At 73.3% G+C, this 22,927-nt stretch carries 18 protein-coding genes; 12 read left to right on the forward strand and 6 right to left on the reverse strand.

Annotated elements, in window-relative coordinates:
• Positions 1 to 119 precede the first annotated feature (119 nt).
• Positions 120 to 2,981, forward strand: a complete 2,862-nt coding sequence (uvrA, locus tag J1G43_RS09795; protein WP_207370556.1) for an excinuclease ABC subunit UvrA — start codon at positions 120 to 122, stop codon at positions 2,979 to 2,981.
• 101 nt (positions 2,982 to 3,082) lie between these two features.
• Here uvrA and J1G43_RS09800 read toward each other — a convergent pair whose 3' ends face one another.
• Positions 3,083 to 3,586, reverse strand: coding sequence for an OsmC family protein (locus J1G43_RS09800; protein ID WP_207342187.1), 504 nt, complete (start codon positions 3,584 to 3,586; stop codon positions 3,083 to 3,085).
• A 78-nt stretch (positions 3,587 to 3,664) separates the two neighbouring features.
• On the opposite strand from J1G43_RS09800, the gene uvrC reads away from it, so the two are divergent.
• From uvrC to J1G43_RS09845, 9 genes are all read left to right on the forward strand, one after another.
• Positions 3,665 to 5,695 carry an excinuclease ABC subunit UvrC gene (gene uvrC, locus J1G43_RS09805; protein WP_207342188.1) on the forward strand — a complete coding sequence of 677 codons (2,031 nt, stop codon included), beginning with the start codon at positions 3,665 to 3,667 and terminating at the stop codon, positions 5,693 to 5,695.
• Complete coding sequence (rapZ, locus tag J1G43_RS09810; RefSeq protein ID WP_207342189.1) at positions 5,692 to 6,633, forward strand: RNase adapter RapZ; 942 nt, start codon at positions 5,692 to 5,694, stop codon at positions 6,631 to 6,633. The genes uvrC and rapZ overlap by 4 nt, the downstream gene beginning before the upstream one ends.
• Positions 6,630 to 7,619 carry a uridine diphosphate-N-acetylglucosamine-binding protein YvcK gene (yvcK, locus tag J1G43_RS09815; protein ID WP_207342190.1) on the forward strand — a complete coding sequence of 330 codons (990 nt, stop codon included), beginning with the start codon at positions 6,630 to 6,632 and terminating at the stop codon, positions 7,617 to 7,619. The genes rapZ and yvcK overlap by 4 nt, the downstream gene beginning before the upstream one ends.
• 99 nt (positions 7,620 to 7,718) lie before the next feature.
• Complete coding sequence (gene whiA, locus J1G43_RS09820; protein WP_089799190.1) at positions 7,719 to 8,699, forward strand: DNA-binding protein WhiA; 981 nt, start codon at positions 7,719 to 7,721, stop codon at positions 8,697 to 8,699.
• 297 nt (positions 8,700 to 8,996) lie between these two features.
• Complete coding sequence (gene gap, locus J1G43_RS09825) at positions 8,997 to 10,001, forward strand: type I glyceraldehyde-3-phosphate dehydrogenase (protein ID WP_207342191.1); 1,005 nt, start codon at positions 8,997 to 8,999, stop codon at positions 9,999 to 10,001.
• 168 nt (positions 10,002 to 10,169) lie between these two features.
• On the forward strand, positions 10,170 to 11,369 hold the full coding sequence (gene pgk, locus J1G43_RS09830) for a phosphoglycerate kinase (protein WP_207370459.1): 1,200 nt from the start codon (positions 10,170 to 10,172) through the stop codon (positions 11,367 to 11,369).
• 3 nt (positions 11,370 to 11,372) lie between these two features.
• Positions 11,373 to 12,167, forward strand: coding sequence for a triose-phosphate isomerase (tpiA, locus tag J1G43_RS09835; RefSeq protein WP_207342193.1), 795 nt, complete (start codon positions 11,373 to 11,375; stop codon positions 12,165 to 12,167).
• A gap of 268 nt (positions 12,168 to 12,435) precedes the next feature.
• Entirely contained in the window at positions 12,436 to 12,681 is a 246-nt protein-coding gene (gene secG / locus J1G43_RS09840) for a preprotein translocase subunit SecG (protein WP_089799182.1), read from the forward strand.
• A gap of 12 nt (positions 12,682 to 12,693) precedes the next feature.
• Complete coding sequence (locus tag J1G43_RS09845) at positions 12,694 to 13,041, forward strand: RNA polymerase-binding protein RbpA (RefSeq protein WP_089799180.1); 348 nt, start codon at positions 12,694 to 12,696, stop codon at positions 13,039 to 13,041.
• A gap of 131 nt (positions 13,042 to 13,172) precedes the next feature.
• Here the strand turns inward: J1G43_RS09845 and pgl are convergent, their stop codons facing one another.
• The 5 genes from pgl to tkt all read right to left on the reverse strand — a co-directional run bounded on the left by pgl (position 13,173) and on the right by tkt (position 20,557).
• On the reverse strand, positions 13,173 to 14,660 hold the full coding sequence (pgl, locus tag J1G43_RS19625; protein WP_207378382.1) for a 6-phosphogluconolactonase: 1,488 nt from the start codon (positions 14,658 to 14,660) through the stop codon (positions 13,173 to 13,175).
• Positions 14,661 to 14,720: 60 nt separating this feature from the next.
• On the reverse strand, positions 14,721 to 15,638 hold the full coding sequence (opcA, locus tag J1G43_RS09855; RefSeq protein ID WP_207342195.1) for a glucose-6-phosphate dehydrogenase assembly protein OpcA: 918 nt from the start codon (positions 15,636 to 15,638) through the stop codon (positions 14,721 to 14,723).
• A complete protein-coding gene (zwf, locus tag J1G43_RS09860; RefSeq protein ID WP_207342196.1) occupies positions 15,635 to 17,176 on the reverse strand; it encodes a glucose-6-phosphate dehydrogenase in 1,542 nt (513 codons plus the stop codon). Before zwf ends, opcA begins: the two co-directional genes overlap by 4 nt.
• Complete coding sequence (gene tal, locus J1G43_RS09865) at positions 17,173 to 18,303, reverse strand: transaldolase (protein ID WP_207378383.1); 1,131 nt, start codon at positions 18,301 to 18,303, stop codon at positions 17,173 to 17,175. The genes zwf and tal overlap by 4 nt, the downstream gene beginning before the upstream one ends.
• A gap of 85 nt (positions 18,304 to 18,388) precedes the next feature.
• On the reverse strand, positions 18,389 to 20,557 hold the full coding sequence (gene tkt, locus J1G43_RS09870) for a transketolase (RefSeq protein ID WP_207342198.1): 2,169 nt from the start codon (positions 20,555 to 20,557) through the stop codon (positions 18,389 to 18,391).
• A 531-nt stretch (positions 20,558 to 21,088) separates the two neighbouring features.
• On the opposite strand from tkt, the gene J1G43_RS09875 reads away from it, so the two are divergent.
• Both J1G43_RS09875 and J1G43_RS09880 read left to right on the forward strand, forming a co-directional pair.
• Positions 21,089 to 21,967, forward strand: coding sequence for a heme o synthase (locus J1G43_RS09875; protein WP_207800332.1), 879 nt, complete (start codon positions 21,089 to 21,091; stop codon positions 21,965 to 21,967).
• Between the two features lie 10 nt (positions 21,968 to 21,977).
• Positions 21,978 to 22,910, forward strand: a complete 933-nt coding sequence (locus tag J1G43_RS09880) for a site-specific tyrosine recombinase XerD (RefSeq protein WP_207342200.1) — start codon at positions 21,978 to 21,980, stop codon at positions 22,908 to 22,910.
• Positions 22,911 to 22,927: the final 17 nt, after the last annotated feature.

The raw sequence follows: 22,927 nt of genomic DNA on the forward strand, positions 1-22,927 counted from the left end.
GGCGCTCGCGGGCGGCCCGGGCGTGCGGGTGCGGTACCGCATCGACGCCCTGCTCGCACGTCGAACACGTGTGCGACTGTCGGTGGCCCGACGTAGACTCGTCGGCTGTGACCGATCCTCTGTCCGACCGTCTGCTGGTCCGTGGCGCCCGGGAGCACAACCTCCGCAACGTCGACGTCGACCTGCCCCGTGACGCCCTCATCGCCTTCACCGGGCTGTCCGGCTCCGGCAAGTCGTCCCTCGCCTTCGACACGATCTTCGCGGAGGGGCAGCGGCGCTACGTGGAGTCGCTGTCCGCGTACGCGCGACAGTTCCTCGGGCAGATGGACAAGCCCGACGTGGACTTCATCGAGGGCCTGTCCCCGGCGGTGTCCATCGACCAGAAGTCGACCAACCGCAACCCGCGCTCCACCGTCGGCACCATCACCGAGGTGTACGACTACCTGCGCCTGCTGTTCGCGCGCGCCGGGACCCAGTACTGCCCGGTCTGCGGGGAGCGCGTCACGGCCCAGACGCCGCAGCAGATCGTCGACCGCCTGCTCGAGCTGCCGGAGGGCACGCGGTACCAGGTGCTCGCACCGGTCGTGCGCGGCCGCAAGGGGGAGTACACGGACCTGTTCCGCGAGCTGCAGGGCAAGGGGTTCTCCCGCGCCCGCGTGGACGGCGAGGTCGTGCAGCTGGCGACGCCGCCGACGCTGGAGAAGAAGCTGAAGCACGACATCGAGGTGGTCGTGGACCGCCTGGTGTCGCGCGAGGGCGTGCAGCGCCGCCTCACCGACTCGGTCGAGACGGCCCTCGGGCTCGCCGGCGGCCTGCTCGTGGTCGAGCTCGTCGACGCCGACGCGGACGACCCGCAGCGCGAGCGCCGGTTCTCGGAGCTCCGCGCGTGCCCGAACGACCACGTCCTCACGCTCGAGGAGATCGAGCCGCGCACCTTCTCGTTCAACGCCCCCTACGGCGCCTGCCCGGAGTGCACGGGCATCGGGTCGCGGCTGGAGGTGGACCCCGAGCTCGTCATCCCCGACGACGACCTGTCGCTCGCGCAGGGGGCGGTCGCGCCGTGGGCGCAGACCTCGTCCGAGTACTTCCAGCGCGTGCTCACCGCGCTCGCCGCCGACCTCGGGTTCTCGATGGACACGCCGTGGCGTGCGCTGCCGAAGCGCGCCCGGGACGCGGTGCTGCACGGGCAGAACCACGAGGTGCACGTCCGCTACCGCAACCGGTGGGGCCGCGAGCGGCAGTACTCCACGGGGTTCGAGGGGGTCATCACCTTCCTGCAGCGCCGGCACGCCGAGACCGACTCGGAGTGGAGCAAGGAGAAGTACGAGGCCTTCATGCGGGAGGTCCCGTGCCCCACGTGCCAGGGCGCGCGCCTGAAGCCCGAGGTGCTCGCCGTCAAGGTCGGCGGCCGCTCCATCGCCGAGGTGTGCGAGATGCCGATCGACGAGGCGCGGGCGTTCATCGACGGTCTCGAGCTCGGCCAGCGCGAGCGGGCGATCGCCGCGCAGGTCGTCAAGGAGATCCAGGCCCGCCTGGGGTTCCTGCTCGACGTCGGCCTGGACTACCTCTCGCTCATGCGGCCGGCCGCGACGCTCTCGGGCGGGGAGGCGCAGCGCATCCGGCTCGCGACGCAGATTGGGTCGGGCCTCGTCGGGGTGCTGTACGTGCTCGACGAGCCCTCCATCGGCCTGCACCAGCGCGACAACCGCCGGCTGATCGACACGCTCACCCGGCTGCGGGACCTCGGCAACACCCTCATCGTCGTCGAGCACGACGAGGACACCATCCGAGCTGCCGACTGGATCGTCGACATCGGCCCGGGTGCGGGCGAGCACGGCGGCCACGTCGTGCACTCGGGGGACCTCGACGGTCTGCTCGCGTCCGCGGAGTCCGTCACCGGGGCGTACCTGTCGGGGCGCCGGTCCATCCCGATGCCGGCCGAGCGCCGGCCCGTGGACCGTGCGCGCCAGGTGACGGTCGTGGGGGCGCGCGAGAACAACCTGCGGGGCATCGACGTGTCCTTCCCGCTCGGGGTGCTGACAGCGGTCACCGGGGTGTCCGGCTCGGGCAAGTCGACGCTCGTGAACTCGATCCTCTACACGGTGATGGCCAACGAGCTGAACGGTGCGCGGCAGGTCGCCGGGCGCCACAAGCGCGTCACCGGGCTGGACCAGCTCGACAAGGTCGTGCACGTCGACCAGGGGCCGATCGGCCGCACGCCGCGGTCCAACCCGGCCACGTACACCGGTGTGTGGGACCACGTCCGCAAGCTGTTCGCGGAGACGACCGAGGCGAAGGTCCGCGGGTACACCCCCGGGCGCTTCTCGTTCAACGTCAAGGGCGGGCGCTGCGAGGCGTGCTCGGGCGACGGCACGCTGAAGATCGAGATGAACTTCCTGCCCGACGTGTACGTGCCCTGCGAGGTCTGCCACGGCGCGCGGTACAACCGCGAGACGCTCGAGGTGCACTTCAAGGGCAAGACCGTGGCCGACGTCCTGGCGATGCCCATCGAGGAGGCCGCCGAGTTCTTCGCCGCGGTCCCCGCGATCTCGCGGCATCTGCGCACGCTCGTGGACGTCGGGCTGGGGTACGTGCGGCTCGGGCAGCCCGCGCCGACGCTGTCGGGCGGCGAGGCGCAGCGCGTCAAGCTCGCGGCCGAGCTCCAGCGCCGCTCGACCGGGCGGACGATCTACGTGCTCGACGAGCCGACCACCGGCCTGCACTTCGAGGACATCCGCAAGCTCCTGGGCGTCCTGCAGTCGCTCGTCGACAAGGGCAACACCGTCCTGGTGATCGAGCACAACCTCGACGTCATCAAGAACGCGGACTGGGTCATCGACATGGGGCCCGAGGGCGGGTCCGGGGGCGGCACGGTCGTCGCGGAGGGCACCCCGGAGCACGTCGCGGCGGTCCCGCAGAGCCACACCGGCCGGTTCCTGGCCGAGGTGCTCGAGCCCGAGCGCGTCGAGGTGAGCGCCTGACGCGCTCGGCCCGTGACCGGCGGTGAGGTGGCGGTCGCGGGTCGACGACGACCCGGCGATGCGGGGGTCGGGCCCCGGGGTGCGGCTCGACGGACCGGTCGTCAGCCGGCGCCCACCACCACGGGCGCCGGCTCGTGGCGCACGGTGAAGTTCACCGACCGCGCGATGAAGCAGTGCTCGTGCGCGCGACGGTGCAGGTCGTCCAGCAGCGCGGCGTCGACGGCGCGGCCGTCCGGCAGCGTCGCCGAACGCACCACGACGCGCGGCCGCAGCACGACCTCGGTGAAGTGCCCCTGCCCGGCCGACTCGATGCGCATCGTCCCGGAGGCCGCGTCCTCGTAGCCGATCACGACGACGCCCGCCGCTGCGGCGAGGTGCAGGAACCACAGCATGTGGCACTGGGCCAGCGCCCCGACGAGCAGGTCCTCCGGCGACCACCGGTCCGGGGCGCCGCGGAAGTGCGGGTCGGAGGTGCCCGGCAGCGGGGGCTTCGCCCCCGACGACAACGTGTGGTCACGGCCGTACGACGTGTACGTCGACGTGCCTGCGGCCCCCGCGCCCGTCCACGTGAGGTCGACCGAGTACTGGTGCAGCAGCTGTGCCATGGACCGACCCTAGTGGTGCACGTCACGTCCCCGGGCGCCCGGCGGGCTGTGTGGGTGCGCCGAACTAGGCTCGGTGGCATGGCCGACCCCGCCACCTACCGTCCCGCGCCCGGGGAGATCCCCGACGCGCCCGGCGTGTACCGCTTCCGCGACGAGCACGGCCGGGTCGTCTACGTCGGCAAGGCCAAGAGCCTGCGCAACCGGCTCAACAGCTACTTCCAGGACATCGCCGGGCTGCACCCGCGCACGCAGCAGATGGTGACGACGGCGGCGTCCGTGCAGTGGACCGTCGTCGGGACCGAGGTCGAGGCGCTCGCCCTCGAGTACTCCTGGATCAAGGAGTTCGACCCGCGGTTCAACGTCAAGTACCGCGACGACAAGTCGTACCCCTACCTCGCGGTGACCATGGCCGACGAGGTGCCCAGGGTGCAGGTCATGCGTGGGGCCAAGCGCAAGGGCACCCGGTACTTCGGGCCGTACGCGCACGCGTGGGCGATCCGCGAGACGGTCGACCTGCTGCTGCGCGTGTTCCCCGTGCGCACGTGCTCCGCCGGTGTGTTCAAGCGGGCACGGCAGCAGGGCCGGCCGTGCCTGCTCGGCTACATCGACAAGTGCTCCGCGCCGTGCGTGGGGCGCATCGGCGTCGACGAGCACCACCGGCTCGCCCAGGACTTCTGCGACTTCATGGCGGGGGACACGGCCCGGTTCACCCGGCGGCTGACGCGCGCGATGAAGGAGGCGGCGGCCGAGCTCGACTACGAGCGTGCCGCGCGGCTGCGCGATGACATCGCGACGCTCGAGAAGGCCACCGAGCGCAACGCGGTCGTGCTGTCCGACGGCACCGACGCCGACGTCTTCGCCCTGGCCGGGGACGAGCTCGAGGCCGCCGTCCAGGTCTTCCACGTCCGGGACGGCCGCATCCGCGGGCAGCGCGGCTGGGTGGTCGAGAAGGTCGAGGACGTCGACGACGCGGCACTGGTCGAGCACCTGCTGCAGCAGGTGTACGGCGGCGAGGACCCCGAGGCCGCGTCGGCGTCGGTGCCGCGCGAGGTGCTCGTGCCCGTGCTGCCCACCGACGTCGAGCAGGTGCAGGCGTGGCTGTCCGGCCTGCGGGGCAGCCGCGTGCAGGTCCGCGTGCCGCAGCGCGGTGACAAGCGGGAGCTGGCGGCCACCGTGCTGCGCAACGCCGAGCACGCCCTCGCGCTGCACCGGACCCGGCGCGCCGGCGACCTCACCAGCCGCAGCCTGGCGCTGCGGGAGATCCAGGAGGCGCTCGACCTGCCGACGGCCCCGCTGCGGATCGAGTGCTACGACGTGTCCCACAACCAGGGCACGTACCAGTCCGCGTCGATGGTGGTGTTCGAGGACGGGCTCGCCCGCAAGAGCGAGTACCGCCTCTTCACGGTGCGCGGCCCGGAGGGTCAGGGCGCGCGCGACGACACGGCCGCGATGCACGAGGTCATCACCCGGCGGTTCCGCCGCTACCTGGCGGAGCGGTCCGACGCGCACGACCCCGAGCTCGGGGACGGCGAGGAGGACGACGCGCCGCGCAGCGGACCGGTCGACGAGCGCACCGGGCGGCCCGTGCGGTTCGCGTACCCGCCCAACCTCGTGGTCGTCGACGGCGGCCCGCCGCAGGTCGCCGCGGCCGCCGCCGCGCTGGCCGAGCTGGGCATCGACGACGTCGCGCTGTGCGGGCTGGCCAAGCGGCTCGAGGAGGTGTGGCTGCCGGGGGAGGAGTACCCGGTCATCCTCCGGCGCGCGTCGGAAGGGCTGTACCTGCTGCAGCGCGTCCGCGACGAGGCGCACCGGTTCGCCATCACCGCCCACCGCAAGCGGCGCAGCAAGGGCATGACCGTGTCCGTGCTCGACGACGTGCCGGGCCTGGGGCCCGCGCGCAAGGCCGCGCTGCTGCGGCACTTCGGGTCGGTGAAGCGGCTGCGCGCGGCGTCCGCCGAGGAGATCGCGACAGTCCCCGGCATGGGGTCCCGCACCGCCGAGGCGGTGGTCGCCGCACTCGCCGGGCCGGCGGACGACGCCGCTGCCGGTGCCCCGCCCGGCGGGTCCGGCACCGAGACCGCCGACGAGCCTGGCATCCTGGGCGCATGAGCGAGCCCTCGCCGATCACCGTGCCGGCGGGCATCCCCGCCCTCGAGGCGGCCGCCGAGGCGCCGGTCCTCGAGCAGCCCGAGGTCCTGGTCATCACCGGCATGTCCGGGGCGGGTCGTACCCGCGCGGCCGCGGTGCTGGAGGACCTCGGCTGGTACGTCGTCGACAACCTGCCCGCCCAGATGCTCACGCACCTGGTCGGCATGCTCACGAGCGGGCCCGTGGGCACCGGTGCCCGGCGCCTGGCCGCGGTGATCGACGTGCGCGGGCGCGAGTACTTCGCGGCGCTGACCGGGGTGATCGACCACCTGCAGGGCACGGGGATCGAGCTGCGCGTCCTGTTCCTCGACGCGTCGGACGAGGTGCTCGTCCGCCGGTTCGAGCAGGTGCGCCGGCCGCACCCGCTGCAGGCGGACGGCCGGATCCTCGACGGCATCGCCCGCGAGCGGGCCCTGCTCGCCGAGCTGCGCGAGCGGGCCGACACCGTCATCGACACCTCCGAGCTCAACGTGCACGACCTCGCCCGCGTCGTGCGGGCCGGTGTCGCGAGCCCGGCCGACGAGGTGCTGCACCTGTCCGTGCTGTCGTTCGGGTTCAAGTACGGCATCCCGCTGGACGCGGACCACGTCGTCGACGTGCGGTTCCTGTCCAACCCCTACTGGATCACCGAGCTGCGGCACCTGTCGGGACGCGACGCGCCGGTGCGCGACTACGTGCTGGGCCTGCCGGGCGCCACCGTGTTCGTCGAGCGGTACGTCGACGCGCTCGAGCCGGTGCTCGCGGGCTACCTGCACGAGGAGAAGCGCTACGCGACCATCGCGGTGGGCTGCACGGGTGGCAAGCACCGCTCCGTCGCCATCAGCGAGGCGATCGGTGCACGGCTGCGCGAGCGCGGGCACCGCGTCCAGGTGACGGCGAGGGACCTGGGCAAGGAGTGAGCACCCCGCCGAGCGCGCCCCGCGAGCCCGCGAACCCCGCCTTCGTCGCCCTCGGCGGCGGGCACGGCCTGGCGGCCTCCCTGTCGGCGCTGCGGCTCATGACGGACCGGATCACGGCCGTCGTCACCGTCGCGGACGACGGCGGGTCGTCCGGCCGGCTGCGCGAGGAGCTCGGCGTGCTGCCCCCGGGGGACCTGCGGATGGCGTTGGCCGCGCTGTGCGACGACTCCGAGTGGGGCCGCACCTGGCGCGACCTGCTGCAGCACCGCTTCGCCACCGACGGGCCGCTGGACCACCACTCGGTCGGGAACCTGCTGATCGTCGCCCTGTGGCAGCTGCTGGGGGACACGGTGGGAGGGCTCGACCTGGTGGGGCGGCTGCTCGGCGCGCGCGGGCGGGTGCTGCCCATGGCGGCCGTGCCGCTGGAGATCGAGGCCGACGTGCGGTGCGACGACGGCACGCTCGCGGTCGTGCGCGGGCAGACCCACGTCGCGGTGACGCCGTACCGGATCGAGCAGCTGCGGCTGCACCCCGCCGACCCCCCGGCGTGCCCGGAGGCGGTGAGCGCGGTGCGTGACGCCGACTGGGTCGTGCTGGGGCCGGGCTCCTGGTACTCGTCGGTGCTGCCGCACCTGCTGGTCCCCGAGCTGCGCGCCGCGCTCCACGAGACGCCGGCGCGCATCGTCGTCACGCTCAACCTCACGCCGGACGACGAGACGCAGGGCATGCGTGCCGTCGACCATCTCGCGGTGCTGCGTGCGCACGCGCCCGAGCTGCCCGTGCACGCGGTCGTCGCGGACCCGGGGTCCGTCGACGACGTCGGTGAGCTCGCCGACCTCTGCGCGTCGACGGGTACCCGCCTGCTCGTCCGGCAGGTCCGGCGGGGGGACCAGAGCGCGGTGCACGACCCGTTGCGGCTCGCGGCGGCGCTGCGCGACGTGGTCGAGGGCTACCTGGGCGACGTCGGGACCCCCGCCGGGCGCTGACAGGGCGCTGGTCGGGCGGCGCCCGGACCGCCGCAGGAGGTCGGAACCCGGGTCACGGGACGGTCACGACCACCCGGGTGTCAGTGGCAGGATGACGCCATGGCGCTGACGGCACAGGTGAAGGACGAGCTCGCCCGGCTGAAGGTCGACAAGACCTCCTGCCGGAAGGCGGAGATCTCGGCCACCCTGCGGTTCGCCGGCGGCCTGCACATCATCTCGGGCCGCATCGTCATCGAGGCGGAGCTGGACACCGGGATCGCCGCCCGGCGGCTGCGCCAGGCCATCGCCGAGGTCTACGGCCACGAGAGCGACATCATCGTGGTGTCCGGTGGCGGCCTGCGCCGCGGCAGCCGGTACGTCGTGCGCGTCGTCAAGGACGGCGAGTCCCTGGCCCGTCAGACCGGGCTGCTGGACAACCGTGGCCGCCCGGTGCGCGGGCTGCCGCCGCAGGTGGTGTCGGCCGGTGTCGGCGAGGCCGAGGCGGCGTGGCGCGGTGCGTTCCTCGCCCACGGGTCGCTCACCGAGCCGGGACGCTCGTCGTCGCTCGAGGTGACGTGCCCGGGCCCGGAGGCCGCCCTGGCGCTCGTGGGCGCCGCCCGGCGGCTCGGGGTGGCGGCCAAGGCGCGCGACGTGCGCGGCGTGGACCGCGTCGTCATCCGCGACGGCGACGCCATCGGCGCGATGCTCACCCGGCTCGGGGCCCACGACACGATGCTCGTGTGGGAGGAGCGCCGCGTCCGCCGCGAGGTGCGGGGGACCGCCAACCGCCTGGCCAACTTCGACGACGCGAACCTGCGGCGCTCCGCACGGGCCGCCGTGGCGGCGGGCGCCCGCGTCGACCGGGCGTTCGAGATCCTCGGTGACGACCTGCCCGAGCACCTGCGCCAGGCGGGCGAGCTGCGGCTCGCGCACAAGGAGGCCTCGCTCGAGGAGCTCGGCAAGCTCGCCGACCCGCCGTTGACCAAGGACGCGGTCGCGGGCCGGATCCGGCGCCTGCTCGCCACCGCGGACCGGCGTGCCGCCGAGCTGGGGATCCCCGACACCGAGGCCGGGCTCAGCCCGGATCTGCTCGACCTCTGACCTGCCCGCGCCTCGTGCCCGCGCGGCGCCGCCGTCGCGCGCTGCACGTCTCCGGCCTGCGGCGACGCGGTCGGCGGATCGTCCAGCATGCGAACGGCGCGGGAGGGTGGACCTTCGTCTCGGGCGAGCCCCGCGCCTCGGGGTATAGGCTCGAGTCATCCGATCGCAACGAGGACGCAACGCGCTGGGCACGTCCCGGCAGTGGTGGTCAGTGGCGGTCGGGACGCACAGCGGCGTGCGTGACCCGAACACCAACTGTGTGCGCCGGCATGGATCGGCGCGTGCCGAGGAGGGCAAGTGACCATCAAGGTCGGCATCAACGGCTTCGGCCGCATCGGGCGCAACTTCTACCGCGCCATCGTCGCCTCGGGGGCGGACATCGAGATCGTCGGGGTCAACGACCTCACCGACAACCACACCCTGGCGCACCTGCTCAAGTACGACACGGTCCTGGGCCGCTTCCCGCTGAGCGTGGACTACGACGACGAGAACATCATCGTCGACGGCAAGAAGATCCGTGCGCTGGCCGAGCGCAACCCGGCCGACCTGCCCTGGGCCGAGCTGGGCGCGGAGATCGTCATCGAGTCGACCGGCTTCTTCACGGACGCCACCAAGGCGAAGGCGCACATCGACGCCGGCGCCAAGAAGGTCATCATCTCGGCCCCGGCCAAGAACGAGGACGCCACCTTCGTCGTCGGTGTGAACCACACCGACTACGACGCTGCGGCGCACCACATCATCTCGAACGCCTCGTGCACCACGAACTGCCTCGCCCCCGTGGCGAAGGCGCTCAACGACGCGATCGGCATCGAGCGCGGCCTTATGACGACGATCCACGCGTACACGGGCGACCAGAACCTGCAGGACGGCCCGCACCGCGACCTGCGTCGTGCCCGTGCCGCCGCGCAGAACATCGTCCCGACGACGACCGGTGCGGCCAAGGCCGTCGCGCTCGTCCTCCCGGAGCTCAAGGGCAAGCTCGACGGGTTCGCGCTGCGCGTCCCGACGATCACCGGCTCGGCCACGGACCTGACCTTCACCGCCTCGCGCGAGGTCACGGTCGAGGAGGTCAACGCCGCGGTCAAGGCTGCCGCCGAGGGTGAGATGAAGGGCACGCTGAAGTACACCGAGGACGAGATCGTCTCCTCGGACATCGTCACCGACCCGCACCAGAGCATCTTCGACGCGAAGCTCACCAAGGTGAGCGGCGACCTCGTCAAGATCGTCGCCTGGTACGACAACGAGTGGGGCTACTCCAGCAGCCTCGTGAAGCTCACGGAGTACGTGGGCGCGCGTCTCTGACGTCGCTCACGCTCTGAGGCAGTCCATGCGTCCGCGTGCGCCGAGGCCACCGGCCCGGCGCACGCGGACGCTGCTGTGTCCGGGGCCGTAGCGCCCCACACCGTGTCCCCGCCCCGGCGGGGGCGACCCAGGCCGCCGGCCACGCCGGCGGCAGGTAGGTAGGAGACCATGAAGACCATCGACGACCTCGGCGACCTGCGCGGCAAGCGCGTGCTCGTCCGCTCCGACTTCAACGTGCCGCTCGACGGCACGACCATCACCGACGACGGCCGCATCCGCGCCGCCCTGCCGACGCTGCAGGCGCTGCTCGCCAAGGGCGCGCGTGTCGTCGTCGTGGCGCACCTCGGCCGGCCCAAGGGCACGCCGGACGCCAAGTACTCGCTCGCCCCCGTCGCCGCCCGCCTCGGCGAGCTGCTGGGCCAGCCCGTCGCGCTGGCCGAGGACCTCGTCGGCGACTCGGCGAAGGCCACCGTCGCGGCGCTCGAGGACGGCCAGATCGCGCTGCTCGAGAACGTCCGCTTCGACGCCCGCGAGACCTCGAAGGACGACGCCGAGCGCGGCGCCCTCGCCGACGAGCTCGCGTCGATGGTCGACGCCTTCGTGTCGGACGGCTTCGGCGTGGTGCACCGCAAGCAGGCGTCGGTGTACGACGTCGCGCAGCGCCTGCCGCACGCCGTGGGCCAGCTCGTCCTGAAGGAGGTCGAGTCGCTGCGCAAGGCCACGGACGACCCGGCGCGCCCCTACGTCGTCGTCCTCGGCGGCTCGAAGGTCTCCGACAAGCTCGGCGTCATCGAGAACCTGCTGAGCAAGGCGGACCGCCTGCTCATCGGCGGCGGCATGCTCTTCACGTTCCTCGCGGCGCAGGGCCACTCGGTGGGCAAGAGCCTGCTCGAGGAGGACCAGATCGACCGCGTCAAGGGCTACCTCGCCACGGCGAAGGAGAAGGGCGTCGAGATCGTCCTGCCCGTCGACGTCGTCGTCGCCCCGGAGTTCAAGGCCGACGCCCCGGCGACGGTCGTCGACGTCGACGCCATCCCGGCCGACCAGATGGGCCTGGACATCGGCCCGCGGACCGCCGAGCTGTTCGCGTCGAAGATCGTCGACGCGAAGACCGTGGTCTGGAACGGCCCGGCCGGCGTGTTCGAGTTCGAGGCGTTCGCAGCGGGCACGCGTGCGGTGGCGCAGGCGCTCGTGGACGCGGGCAAGGCCGGCGGCTTCACCATCGTCGGCGGCGGCGACTCGGCTGCTGCCGTGCGGACGCTCGGCTTCGACGAGGCCGACTTCGGCCACATCTCCACCGGCGGCGGCGCGTCGCTGGAGTTCCTCGAGGGCAAGACCCTCCCCGGTATCGCTGTCCTGGAGGGCTGACACGTGGCGAGCACCCGTACCCCGCTGATGGCGGGCAACTGGAAGATGAACCTGGACCACCACCAGGCGACGCACACCGTGCAGAAGCTGGCGTGGACGCTGAAGGACGCCAAGCACGACTACTCGGCCGTCGAGGTCGCCGTGCTGCCGCCGTTCACGGACCTGCGCAGCGTCCAGACGCTGGTCGACGCGGACAAGCTGGAGATCGCCTACGGCGCCCAGGACGTCTCGGCGCACGAGTCCGGCGCCTACACCGGTGAGATCTCGCCGCTGTTCCTGGCCAAGCTGGGCGTCACGTACGTCGCGGTCGGCCACTCGGAGCGCCGGGAGTACCACCACGAGGACGACGCGCTCGTCAACGCCAAGGTGAAGTCGGCGCTCGGTGCCGGGCTCGTCCCGATCCTGTGCGTCGGCGAGCCGCTCGAGGTCCGCGAGGCCGGCGAGCACGTCCCGCACACCCTCGCGCAGCTCGAGGGCGCCCTCGCCGGCCTGTCGGCCGAGCAGGTCGCCGGTCTCGTCGTCGCGTACGAGCCGGTGTGGGCCATCGGCACCGGCAAGACGGCCACCCCGGAGGACGCGCAGGAGCTGTGCGCGGCGATCCGGGTCAAGGTCTCCGAGCTGTACGACCAGGCCACGGCCGACGCGGTCCGCGTGCTGTACGGCGGGTCCGTGAAGTCCTCGAACGTCGCCGAGATCATGGCGAAGCCCGACGTCGACGGCGCGCTCGTCGGCGGTGCGAGCCTCGACCCGGAGGAGTTCGCGAAGATCGCGCGGTACCAGGCGCACACCGTCGCCTGACCCCGTGCGGGACCGGGGCGCGCCGCGGCGCGCCCCGGTCCCGCACGTCCAGGGACGGGGTGGTGGTGGATCACACCGCCCTGCGTCGCCTACCCTGTACCGCGGTCACCGTGTCGGCGCATCCCGACGACCACGGTGCGCACCGGAGCCTCGCTCCACGCACCACCTGCTGTACGGCACCACCTGCTCCACGGCACCACCTGCACCGCCGCCGATCGGCAACGGCGCACTGCTGCACCGAACCGCCCGAGTGAGGAACCCCACCGACGTGACTGGTCTTCGTATCACCCTCCAGGTGCTGCTGGTTCTCACCAGCCTGCTGCTCGTCCCGCTGGTGCTGCTGCACAAGGGCAAGGGCGGCGGCCTGTCGGACATGTTCGGCGGCGGCATCACCGCCGGCGCCGGCTCGTCCGGCGTCGCGGAGCGCAACCTCAACCGGATCACGGTGACCGTCGCCCTGCTGTGGACGGTCATGATCGTCCTGCTCGGCCTGATCGAGAAGTTCTCGGAGTAGGGAGACCTGGCCATGGCGAGCGGGAGTGCGATCAGGGGGTCGCGCGTGGGGGCCGGCCCGATGGGTGAGGCCGAACGCGGGGACGCCGCACCGCGCGTGTGGATCTCGTACTGGTGCTCGAACGGTCACGAGACCCGTCCGAGCTTCGCGGAGGAGGCCGCCGAGGAGGCGCCCGCCACGTGGGACTGCCCGCGCTGCGGGTTCCCCGCCGGCCAGGACCCGGACGCGCCGCCGGCGCCGAGCAAGAACGAGCCGTACAAGACGCACCTGGCCTACGTGAAGGAGCGGCGCTCCGAGGAGGACGGCGCCGCCATCCTCGACGAGGCGCTGGCCGCGCTGCGCGCCCGCCGCGGGCGCTGACACCACCCGGCCCACGACGGCGCCGCATCCCTTCCGGGGTGCGGCGCCGTCGGCGTCCGCGTCGGACCGCCCGGTACGCCGGCCGGGCACCGCGAACGGCCGCTGGTCACACGGCGCGTCGGCGCCGCACGTCAGCGCACCAGGAGCAGCGCGAAGCCGTCGTACCCCTTCTCGCCCACGGTCTGGACCACGGTGCCCAGCAGTCGCCCGTCACCCGTCGCGCGCTCGACGAAGGCCCGCACGCCCTGCACCCGGTCGTCCGGGTGGTCCGCCTCGACCACGGCCCCGCCGCGCACGACGTTGTCGACGACCACCACGGTCCCCGGCCGGGCGAGCGCGACGGCGCGGTCCAGGTAGTCGGCCAGCTGCTGCTTGTCGGCGTCGACGAAGACGAGGTCGAACGGCTCGGTGCCGTCCGCGACGAGCCGGTCCAGGCTGTCCGTCGCCGGTCCCACACGGACCTCGACCCGGTCCGTCAGCCCGGCGGCCGCGAGGGACGCGCGGGCCACGGTCGCGTGCGCGTCGCTCAGCTCGAGGGTGAGCACCGTGCCCGTGGCGCCCACCGCCTGCGCGAGCCACCAGGTGCTGTAGCCCCCGAGCGTCCCGATCTCCAGCACCCGCCGCGCGCCGGTCGCGCGCGCGAGCAGCTCGAGCAGGCGGCCCTGGGCCGCGCTGACGGCGATGTCCGGCAGTCCGGCGTCGGCGGCGGCCGTGCGGACCGCCGCGGCGGCCGCCGGCTCGGCGACGAGGGGTGCGACGTAGGCGTCGACGGCCGCCCACGCGCCGTCGGCCCCGGATGCGGTGCGGGGGCGCAGGCCCTCGGCGGCTCCGGCCGCCGGGCCGCTCCCGTCCCGGGGGGCGCCCGGCAGCGAGCTCGCCGCCGCGACGTCGACGAGCCACAGGGTGCGCTCGGTGCCGTGGGCCGCGGCGGCGGGGGTCGTGCCCACGTCGTCACCGGCCAGCGCACGGGCCACCGCAGGCGCCTTCTCGGTGCCTGCCGCCACCACCCACACCTCGCGGGCCGACTGCAGCAGGGGGAACGTCAGCGAGACGCGCTCGGGCGGCGGCTTGGGGGAGTCGTGCTCCGCGACGACCAGCAGGTGCGTCTCGTACAGCGCGGAGCGCCCCGGGAACAGGGACGCGACGTGGCCGTCGGGTCCCATGCCGAGGAGCAGCACGTCGAAGCGGGGCGCGAGTCCGTCGCCGGTGGCGTGCGCCCGCAGCTCGGCCGCGTAGCGACGTGCCGCGGTCGCGCCGTCCGGCACGTCGTCCGAGAGCGCGGGCACGGGGTGCACGTTGCCCGGCGGCAGGGCGTCGCCCAGCGCGTCGATCAGTGCCTCGCGGGCCTGGGTCTCGTTGCGGTCCGGGTCACCGGCGGGCAGGAAGCGCTCGTCGCCCCACCACAGGTGCACGCCCGACCAGTCGACGGCGTCCCGCACCGGGGAGGCCGCGACGGCGCGCAGGGCGGCGACGCCGACGGTGCCGCCGGTCAGGACGACGTGCAGCGGTGAGCGGTGGGACTGCAGGTCGACGAGCCGCGTCAGCAGGCGCGCGGCGGTCGCCGCGGCGAGCACGTCGGCGTCCGGGTGGACGAGGACCTCGGGCGGGGCGGAGCTCATGGGTGTGTCCTCCGTGCCCGGACGCCGGGCGGTGTCGGGGCGCGGGGGCACCGCGCCGGGTCAGCCGTCGATGCGGGCGAGGCCCTTCTGCAGCACCTCGCCGTACACCTCGTCGGCGTCGAGCCGGCGCAGCTCCTCGACCAGGCACTCACGCAGCTGGCGGATCGGCAGCGCGATGCGGTGCTCGGGCTGGTCCGGCTGCCGCAGCGAGGCGGTCTTGCCGTCGGGGCGGTCCAGCACGATGTCGCCCGACGTCCGTTCGAGGCGGACCTGGGTGATCGCGGGGGCACCCGGGACGCGCTCGATCTCCACGGGGCAGCGCAGCGCCTGCGCGAGCCACGCCGCGATGAGGTCGACCGAGGGGTGCGTGCTCTCCCCGGTGACGACCGCGCGGTGCACCGGCTCGTACGGCGGCTGGTCCAGCGTCGCCGCGATGAGCCCGCGCCACAGCGTGGCACGCGTCCACGCGAGGTCCGTGTCCCCGTCGGTGTAGACCTGCGCGAGGTCGCGCAGCGCACGGCTGGGCCGGCGGCACGTCGTGGTGTCGGTGATGCGGCGCTGCGCCATCCGCCCCAGGGGGTGCTCGGCGGGGTTGGCGGGGACGTCGTAGGGCCACCACACGACGATCGGTGCGTCGGGCAGGAGCAGGGGCATGACCAGCGTGTCGATGTGCCGGACGACACCGCCCGAGACCCGCAGGACGATGACCTCGCTGGCGCCGGCGTCGCCACCGAGGCGGATCTGGGCGTCGAGGTTGGACTCGCGGTCGCTTGTGCGCTCGGTGATGACGATGATGCGGCAGGGGTGCTCGCGGCTGGCCGCGTTGGCCGCTGCGATGGCGTCCTCGGGGTCGTGCGCGTCGGCGTCGATGATGAGGGTGAGGACACGGCCGAGCGCGACCGCACCCCCCTCCTCGCGCTCCTGGATCAGCCGCCGGTTGATGGCCCGGGTGCTGGTGTCGGGCATGTCGATGATCACGGCAGCCTCCAGGCGCGCCCGTCACGGGCCATCATCTCGTCGGCCGAGGCGGGACCCCACGTGCCCGCCCGGTACTCGTCCGGCCTGCCGCGGGACGCCCAGTAGTCGATGACCGGGTCGAGGATCTTCCACGACAGCTCGACCTCCTCGTGCTGCGGGAAGAGCGGCGGGTCGCCGAGCAGCACGTCGAGGATGAGGCGCTCGTACGCCTCGGGGGAGGACTCGGTGAAGGCGTGGCCGTAGCCGAAGTCCATGGTGACGTCGCGGACCTCCATCGCGGTACCCGGCACCTTGGCGCCGAACCGCAGCGTGACGCCCTCGTCGGGCTGCACGCGGATGACCAGGGCGTTCTTGCCGAGCTCAGAGGCGGCGGTCGCCTCGAACGGCAGGTGCGGGGCCCGCTTGAACACGACGGCGATCTCGGTGACACGCCGGCCGAGCCGCTTGCCCGTCCGCAGGTAGAACGGCACCCCGGCCCACCGGCGTGTGTCGATGTCCACGCGGATCGCGGCGTACGTCTCGGTCGTCGAGTCGGGGTTGAAACCCTCCTCCTGCGCGTAGCCCACGACCTTCTCGCCGCCCTGCCAGCCGGCCGTGTACTGCCCGCGTGCGGTGTGCTTGCCCAGGTCGCGCGGCAGCCGCAGCGCCGAGAGCACCTTGGTCTTCTCGGCCCGCAGCGACGCCGCGTCGAAGGAGACCGGCTCCTCCATCGCGGTCAGCGCGAGCAGCTGCAGCAGGTGGTTCTGGATGACGTCGCGGGCGGCGCCGATGCCGTCGTAGTACCCCGCGCGGCCGCCGATGCCGATGTCCTCGGCCATCGTGATCTGCACGTGGTCGACGTAGTTGCCGTTCCAGATCGGCTCGAACAGCTGGTTGGCGAACCGCAGCGCCAGCAGGTTCTGGACCGTCTCCTTGCCCAGGTAGTGGTCGATCCGGAAGATGTCGTCCGGGTGGAACACCTGGGACACGATGTCGTTGAGCTCCCGGGCCGACTCGAGGTCGTGGCCGAACGGCTTCTCGATGACGACGCGCCGCCAGGTGCCCTCCTTCGGCTGCGAGAGTCCCGAGCGGGCGAGCTGCTGGCACACGACGGGGAACGAGCTCGGCGGCACCGAGAGGTAGAACGCGTGGTTGCCGCCCGTGCCGCGCGTCACGTCGAGCTCCTCGACCGTCTTGCTCAGCCGGTCGAAGGCGTCGTCGTCGTCGAACGTCCCCTGGACGAACCGGATGCCCTCGGACAGCTGGCGCCAGGTGGCCTCGCGGAACGGGGTGCGCGCGTACTCCTTGACCGAGTCGCGGACCACCTGCTCGAAGTCCTGCGTCTCCCAGTCCCGGCGCGCGAACCCCGTCAGGGCGAACCCGGGCGGCAGCAGGCCGCGGTTGGTCAGGTCGTAGACCGCGGGCATGAGCTTCTTGCGGGCCAGGTCACCGGTGACACCGAAGATGACCAGGCCGCTGGGCCCGGCGATGCGCGGAAGTCGCCTGTCCCGCGCGTCACGCAGCGGGTTCTGGTCGGGTCCGACCTTCGCGGGGCTCACCGGGCGGCACCGGCGTCGTCGGCGGCGCCCTGGAGGCCGGCCTCGACGGTGGTGAGCAGCTCGGCCCAGGAGGCCTCGAACTTCTGCAGCCCCTCGGACTCGAGCTGCTCGGTGACGTCGTCGACGGAGATGCCCAGCGCCTCGATCCGGTCGAGGAGCGCGGCGGACTCGTCCTGCGTACCGGTGACGGTGTCGCCCAGGACCTGTCCGTGGTCGGCGACGGCCTCGAGCGTCTTCTCCGGCATCGTGTTGACCGACCCGGCCACGACGAGCTCGTCGACGTACTTGGTGTCGGGGTAGGCGGGGTCCTTCACGCCCGTGGACGCCCACAGCGGCCGCTGCGGCTTGGCACCGGCCGCGGCCAGCGCCTGCCACCGGTCGCCGGTGACGACGTCCTGGTACACGCTCCACGCGAGCCGCGCGTTGGCGACGGCGGCCCTGCCGCGCAGCGCCGCGGCTTCCTCGGTGCCGATCTCGTCCAGCCGCGGGTCGATCGCGGCGTCCACGCGCGAGACGAAGAACGACGCGACGGACGCGATGGGCGCGAGGTCGAGGCCGGCCGCGTGCGCCTGCTCCAGACCGTCGACGAACGCGTCGAGCACCGCGCGGTAGCGCTGCAGGGAGAAGATCAGCGTGACGTTGACGCTGATGCCCTGCGCGAGCGCGGTCGTGATGGCCGGCAGGCCCTCGACCGTGGCCGGGATCTTGACGAAGAGGTTGGGCCGCTCGATCTCCGACCAGAGCGTCTGGGCCGTGGCCGTGGTCGCGGCCGTGTCACGCGCCAGGCGCGGGTCGACCTCGATGGAGACCCGGCCGTCGACGCCGTCCGTGGCGTCGTACACCGGGCGCAGGACGTCGCAGGCGTCGCGCACGTCGTCCGTCGTGACCCGCAGCACGGCCTCCTCGACGGCCGCGCCGTCGACCGCGAGCGAGCGCAGCTGCGCGTCGTACGCGTCACCGTGCGCCAGCGCCGCGGCGAAGATCGACGGGTTCGTCGTCACGCCCACGACGCCGCGGGCGACGAGGTCCGCGAGCCCGCCGGACGCGATGCGCTGACGCGACAGGTCGTCGAGCCAGACGGCGACGCCCGCCTCACGCAGTGCCTGCAGGGGGGTGGTGCTGGTCATGGTCGTTCCCCTTCGTCCCACGAGGTGCATCTGCGTCCTGCGGGCGGCGGGGCCGGGCTGGAGCCGGCCCCGCCGCTGTCGACCGTCAGGCCGGCAGGTCGCCGGTCCCGGACTGCGCGGACGCGTCCGGACGGTCGGACGGGGCGTGCGCCCCACGGGCTGCCGCGATCGACTCGTGCGCCGCGGCCACGACGGCCTCGGCGGTGATCCCGAACTCCCGGTACAGCGTCTGGTAGTCCGCGGACGCCCCGTAGTGCTCGAGGGAGACCGCGCGACCCGCGTCGCCGAGGATCTTGTGCCACGACAGCGAGATGCCGGCCTCGACCGACACCCGTGCGCGCACCGTGGACGGCAGCACCGACTCGCGGTACTCGTCGTCCTGCTCGGCGAACCACTCGAGGCAGGGCGCCGACACCACGCGGGTGGCCACGCCGGCGGCCTCGAGGGTCTCGCGCGCCTCGACGGCGAGCTGCACCTCGGAGCCCGTGGCGAGCAGCACCACGTCGGGCGTGCCGGTCGACGCCTCGAGCAGGACGTACGCGCCCTTGGCGACGCCGTCGGTCGTCGCGAAGCCGTCCTCGCCGCGCGGGAACGTGGGCACGTTCTGGCGGGTCAGGACGAGCGCCACGGGACCGTCGGTGCGCTCGAGCGACGCCCGCCACGCGGCCGCCGTCTCGTTGGCGTCGGCCGGGCGCACGACCGCCAGGCCGGGGATCGCACGGACCGCGGCGAGGTGCTCGACCGGCTGGTGCGTCGGGCCGTCCTCACCCAGGCCGATCGAGTCGTGGGTCCACACGTACGTGACGTTCACGCCCATGAGCGCGGCCAGGCGCACGGCGCCGCGCATGTAGTCGGAGAACGTGAAGAAGGTGCCGCCGTAGGGCCGCGTGAGGCCGTGCAGGCGGATCCCGGACAGGATCGAGCCCATGGCGTGCTCGCGGATGCCGAAGTGCAGCGTGCGGCCGTACTGGTCGCCGGCGAACTCGTGCGACGAGCGGTGCGCCGGCAGGAACGACGACTCACCCTTCATCGTCGTGTTGTTCGACCCGGCGAGGTCGGCCGAGCCGCCCCACAGCTCGGGCAGCACGGGCGCGAGCGCGGACAGCACCTCACCGGACGCGGCACGCGTGGCGACGGCCTTGCCGGCGGGGAACGTCGGCAGCGCCTCGGTCCAGCCCTCGGGCAGAGCGTCCGCGCGCAGGCGGTCGAGGAGCGCCTTGCGCTCGGGGTTGGCCGCGGCCCAGGCGTCGAACGACTGCTGCCACGCGGCGCGGGCCGTCGCGGCACGGTCGGCCAGGCTGCGCGTGTGCGCGATGACCTCCGGGGCGACCTCGAAGGACTTCTCGGGGTCGAAGCCGAGCACCTCCTTCAGGCCACGGATCGCCTCGGTGCCCAGCTTCGAGCCGTGCGAGGAGTGGTCGTCCGTCTTGCCGGGGGTCGGCCACGCGATGAGGGTGCGCAGACCGATGAACGACGGCTTGTCGGTGACGGCCTTGGCCGCCTCGATGGCCGCGTTCAGCGCGTCCACGTCCTCGCGGTACTCGCCGCCGACGGTCCAGTCGACGTACTGCACGTGCCAGCCGTAGGACTCGTAGCGCTTGAGCACGTCCTCGGTGAACGCGATCTGCGTGTCGCCCTCGATGGAGATGTGGTTGTCGTCCCACAGCACGACGAGGTTGCCGAGCTCCTGGGTGCCGGCCAGCGAGGACGCCTCGCTGGTCACGCCCTCCTGCAGGTCGCCGTCGGAGGCGATGACGTACACGTGGTGGTCGAACGGGCTGGTGCCCGGCGCCGCCTCGGGGTCGAGCAGGCCGCGCTCACGGCGGGCCGCCATCGCGAACCCGACGGCCGAGGCGAGGCCCTGGCCGAGGGGGCCCGTGGTGATCTCGACGCCGGCGGTGTGGCGGTACTCGGGGTGGCCCGGGGTCTTCGAGCCCCACGTGCGCAGGGCCTCGAGGTCCTCGAGCTCCAGGCCGAAGCCACCCAGGTAGAGCTGGATGTACTGCGTCAGGCTGGAGTGGCCCGCGGAGAGGATGAACCGGTCACGGCCCAGCCAGTGCGGGTCCGTCGGGTCGTGGCGCATCACGTTCTGGTACAGCAGGTAGGCGGCCGGGGCCAGGCTGATCGCCGTGCCGGGGTGCCCGTTGCCGACCTTCTCGACCGCGTCCGCCGCGAGCACGCGGACGGTGTCGACCGCCCGCACGTCGAGATCGGACCAGCCGACCGTGGTGGCCAGGGGAGCCTTCGCGTTCACCGAACCTCATTCCCGTCCCGCACGCGCGGGGCGTCGTTCCGAGCGTCTCCGGACGTCTGCCGCATCGCGGTTCGTCCGGCTGGGGCCCCGCCGCGTCGTCGGGCGGGGAGGTCTGCTGACGGGGAGCCTATAGCGGACCCGCCTCCTGCCGCGCACTGGGTCCAGGAACGCGGCAAACGATTGCCACACCCGACCGACGCCGTGCGTCGGCCCGTCGCGGACCTCGTGCGACCGATCTCACGTCCTCCGGCGGCGCCGCGACCGGGTCGAACGTCCCGTGCGGGTGGCGGGGTGCGTACCATGGCCGACGGGACCTCGGTCCCGTCCGCCCACGCCCCGACGGGTGTCGGCACCCCCGATCCGACTCCCGAACGGAAACCGAAGCGCGTGCGCCTGTCCACCCCCGCGTCCCTCGACGCGAGCAGCCCCGGTGCCACGGTCGGCACGGTCGGCACGGTGGAGGGCGAGCCGCAGGGAGCGGGCGACGCCCCCGCCCTCGCGCCGGCCCCGGGCGGTCGGTGGTCCACGGCGCTGGGCACCGTCGCCGCGTACGTCGCGCTCACCAAGCCCCGCGTCATCGAGCTGCTGCTCATCACGACCATCCCCACGATGTTCCTCGCCGCGCGCGGCATGCCGCCGCTCGGCCTCGTCGTCGCCACGCTGGTCGGGGGAGCGGGTGCCGCGGGTGCGGCCAACACGCTCAACCAGTACCTCGACCGCGACATCGACGAGGTCATGAACCGCACCCGGCGCCGGCCGATCGTCACCGGGCGGATCACGCCGCGTGCGGCCCTGGTGTTCGGGCTGGTGCTGGGCGCCCTGTCGCTGGCGTGGCTCTGGTTCGTGGTGAACCCGCCGTCCGCCCTGTGGACCGCGTCGGCGATCCTCATCTACGTCGTCGGCTACACGATGATCCTCAAGCGGCGCACCCCGCAGAACATCGTGTGGGGCGGTGCGGCGGGCTGCATGCCGGTCGTCATCGGCTGGTCGGCCGTGACCGGCGGGGTGTCGTGGGAGGCGGTGCTGCTGTTCGGCGTCGTGTTCTTCTGGACGCCGCCGCACTACTGGCCGCTGTCGATGAAGTTCCGGCGCGACTACGCCGCCGCGGGCGTCCCGATGCTGCCGGTCGTCGCCGCCGACACCAAGGTCGCGCGCCAGATGATCGCGTACACGCTGGCGATGATCGCGTGCTCGTTGCTGCTGGTGCCCGTGGGTGGCATGACCTGGGTGTACGCCGTCGTCGCCGCGGCGCTCGGCGCCTGGTTCCTGTGGCTGTGCATCGGGCTGCTGCGCCGTGCACGCGACCCGCAGCACCCGCCGCTGCGCGCCATGACGGTGTTCCACGGGTCCATCACCTACCTGACCCTGCTGTCCGTCGCGGTCGCGGTGGACGTCTTCCTGCCGCTGTGACGTCGCGGACGTGGCCGACCGCCTGACCGCCGCGCTCGAGGGGTACCTCGCCCACCTCACGGTCGAGCGCGGGCTCGCCACCCACACGCTGGCGGCGTACCGCCGCGACCTGACGCGCTACGTCGAGCACCTGCGGGCGTGCGGACGCACCGATCCCGCCCAGGTCACCGAGCGCGACGCCGAGGACTACGTGCTGGTGATGCGCACGGGCTCCGACGGGCGCGCCGTCCTGTCACCGGCGTCGGCGGCGCGCAGCGTCGTCGCCATGCGCGGCTGGCACCGGTTCCTCGCGCTCGACGGACTGGCCCCCACCGACGCCGCGGCGGACGTGCGCCCGCCGCAGCAGCCCCGGCGGCTGCCCAAGGCCATCTCGGTGCAGGACGTGGGTCGACTCCTGGACGCCGCGGGCGTCGGTGACGGACCCGTCCCGCTGCGCGACCGCGCGCTGCTGGAGCTGGTGTACTCCACGGGCGCCCGGATCTCCGAGGCGGTCGGGCTCGACGTCGACGACCTGGACCTCACGCCGGACCGGGCCGCCGTGCGGCTGCTCGGCAAGGGCGGCAAGGAGCGCGTCGTGCCCGTCGGCTCGTACGCGGCGCGTGCCGTCGAGGCGTACCTGGTGCGCGGGCGGCCGGCCCTGGCGCAGGCGGGGCGCGGCACGCCGGCGATCTTCCTCAACACCCGCGGTGCCCGCCTCAGCCGGCAGTCCGCCTGGGCCGTCCTGCGCACAGCGGCGGAGAGGGCCGGCCTGGACGCAGCGCACCTGTCGCCGCACACGCTGCGGCACTCGTTCGCGACGCACCTGCTGGCCGGCGGCGCGGACGTGCGCGTGGTCCAGGAGCTGCTGGGGCACGCCTCGGTGACGACGACGCAGATCTACACGATGGTGACGCCCGACACCATGCGTGAGGTGTACGCGGCGAGCCACCCGCGAGCCCGGTGATGCGGATCGTGCGGCGC

Source organism: Cellulomonas sp. zg-ZUI22 (assembly GCF_017353535.1).
Lineage (GTDB): Bacteria > Actinomycetota > Actinomycetes > Actinomycetales > Cellulomonadaceae > Cellulomonas > Cellulomonas wangleii.

Bases quoted from the DNA above. Each gene is read 5' to 3' on its own strand.
- J1G43_RS09800 (WP_207342187.1), bottom strand. From the start codon at position 3,586: ATGGCACAGCTGCTGCACCAGTACTCGGTCGACCTCACGTGGACGGGC.
- uvrC (WP_207342188.1), top strand. From the start codon at position 3,665: ATGGCCGACCCCGCCACCTACCGTCCCGCGCCCGGGGAGATCCCCGAC.
- rapZ (WP_207342189.1), top strand. From the start codon at position 5,692: ATGAGCGAGCCCTCGCCGATCACCGTGCCGGCGGGCATCCCCGCCCTC.
- whiA (WP_089799190.1), top strand. From the start codon at position 7,719: ATGGCGCTGACGGCACAGGTGAAGGACGAGCTCGCCCGGCTGAAGGTC.
- pgk (WP_207370459.1), top strand. From the start codon at position 10,170: ATGAAGACCATCGACGACCTCGGCGACCTGCGCGGCAAGCGCGTGCTC.
- J1G43_RS09845 (WP_089799180.1), top strand. From the start codon at position 12,694: ATGGCGAGCGGGAGTGCGATCAGGGGGTCGCGCGTGGGGGCCGGCCCG.
- pgl (WP_207378382.1), bottom strand. From the start codon at position 14,660: ATGAGCTCCGCCCCGCCCGAGGTCCTCGTCCACCCGGACGCCGACGTG.
- tal (WP_207378383.1), bottom strand. From the start codon at position 18,303: ATGACCAGCACCACCCCCCTGCAGGCACTGCGTGAGGCGGGCGTCGCC.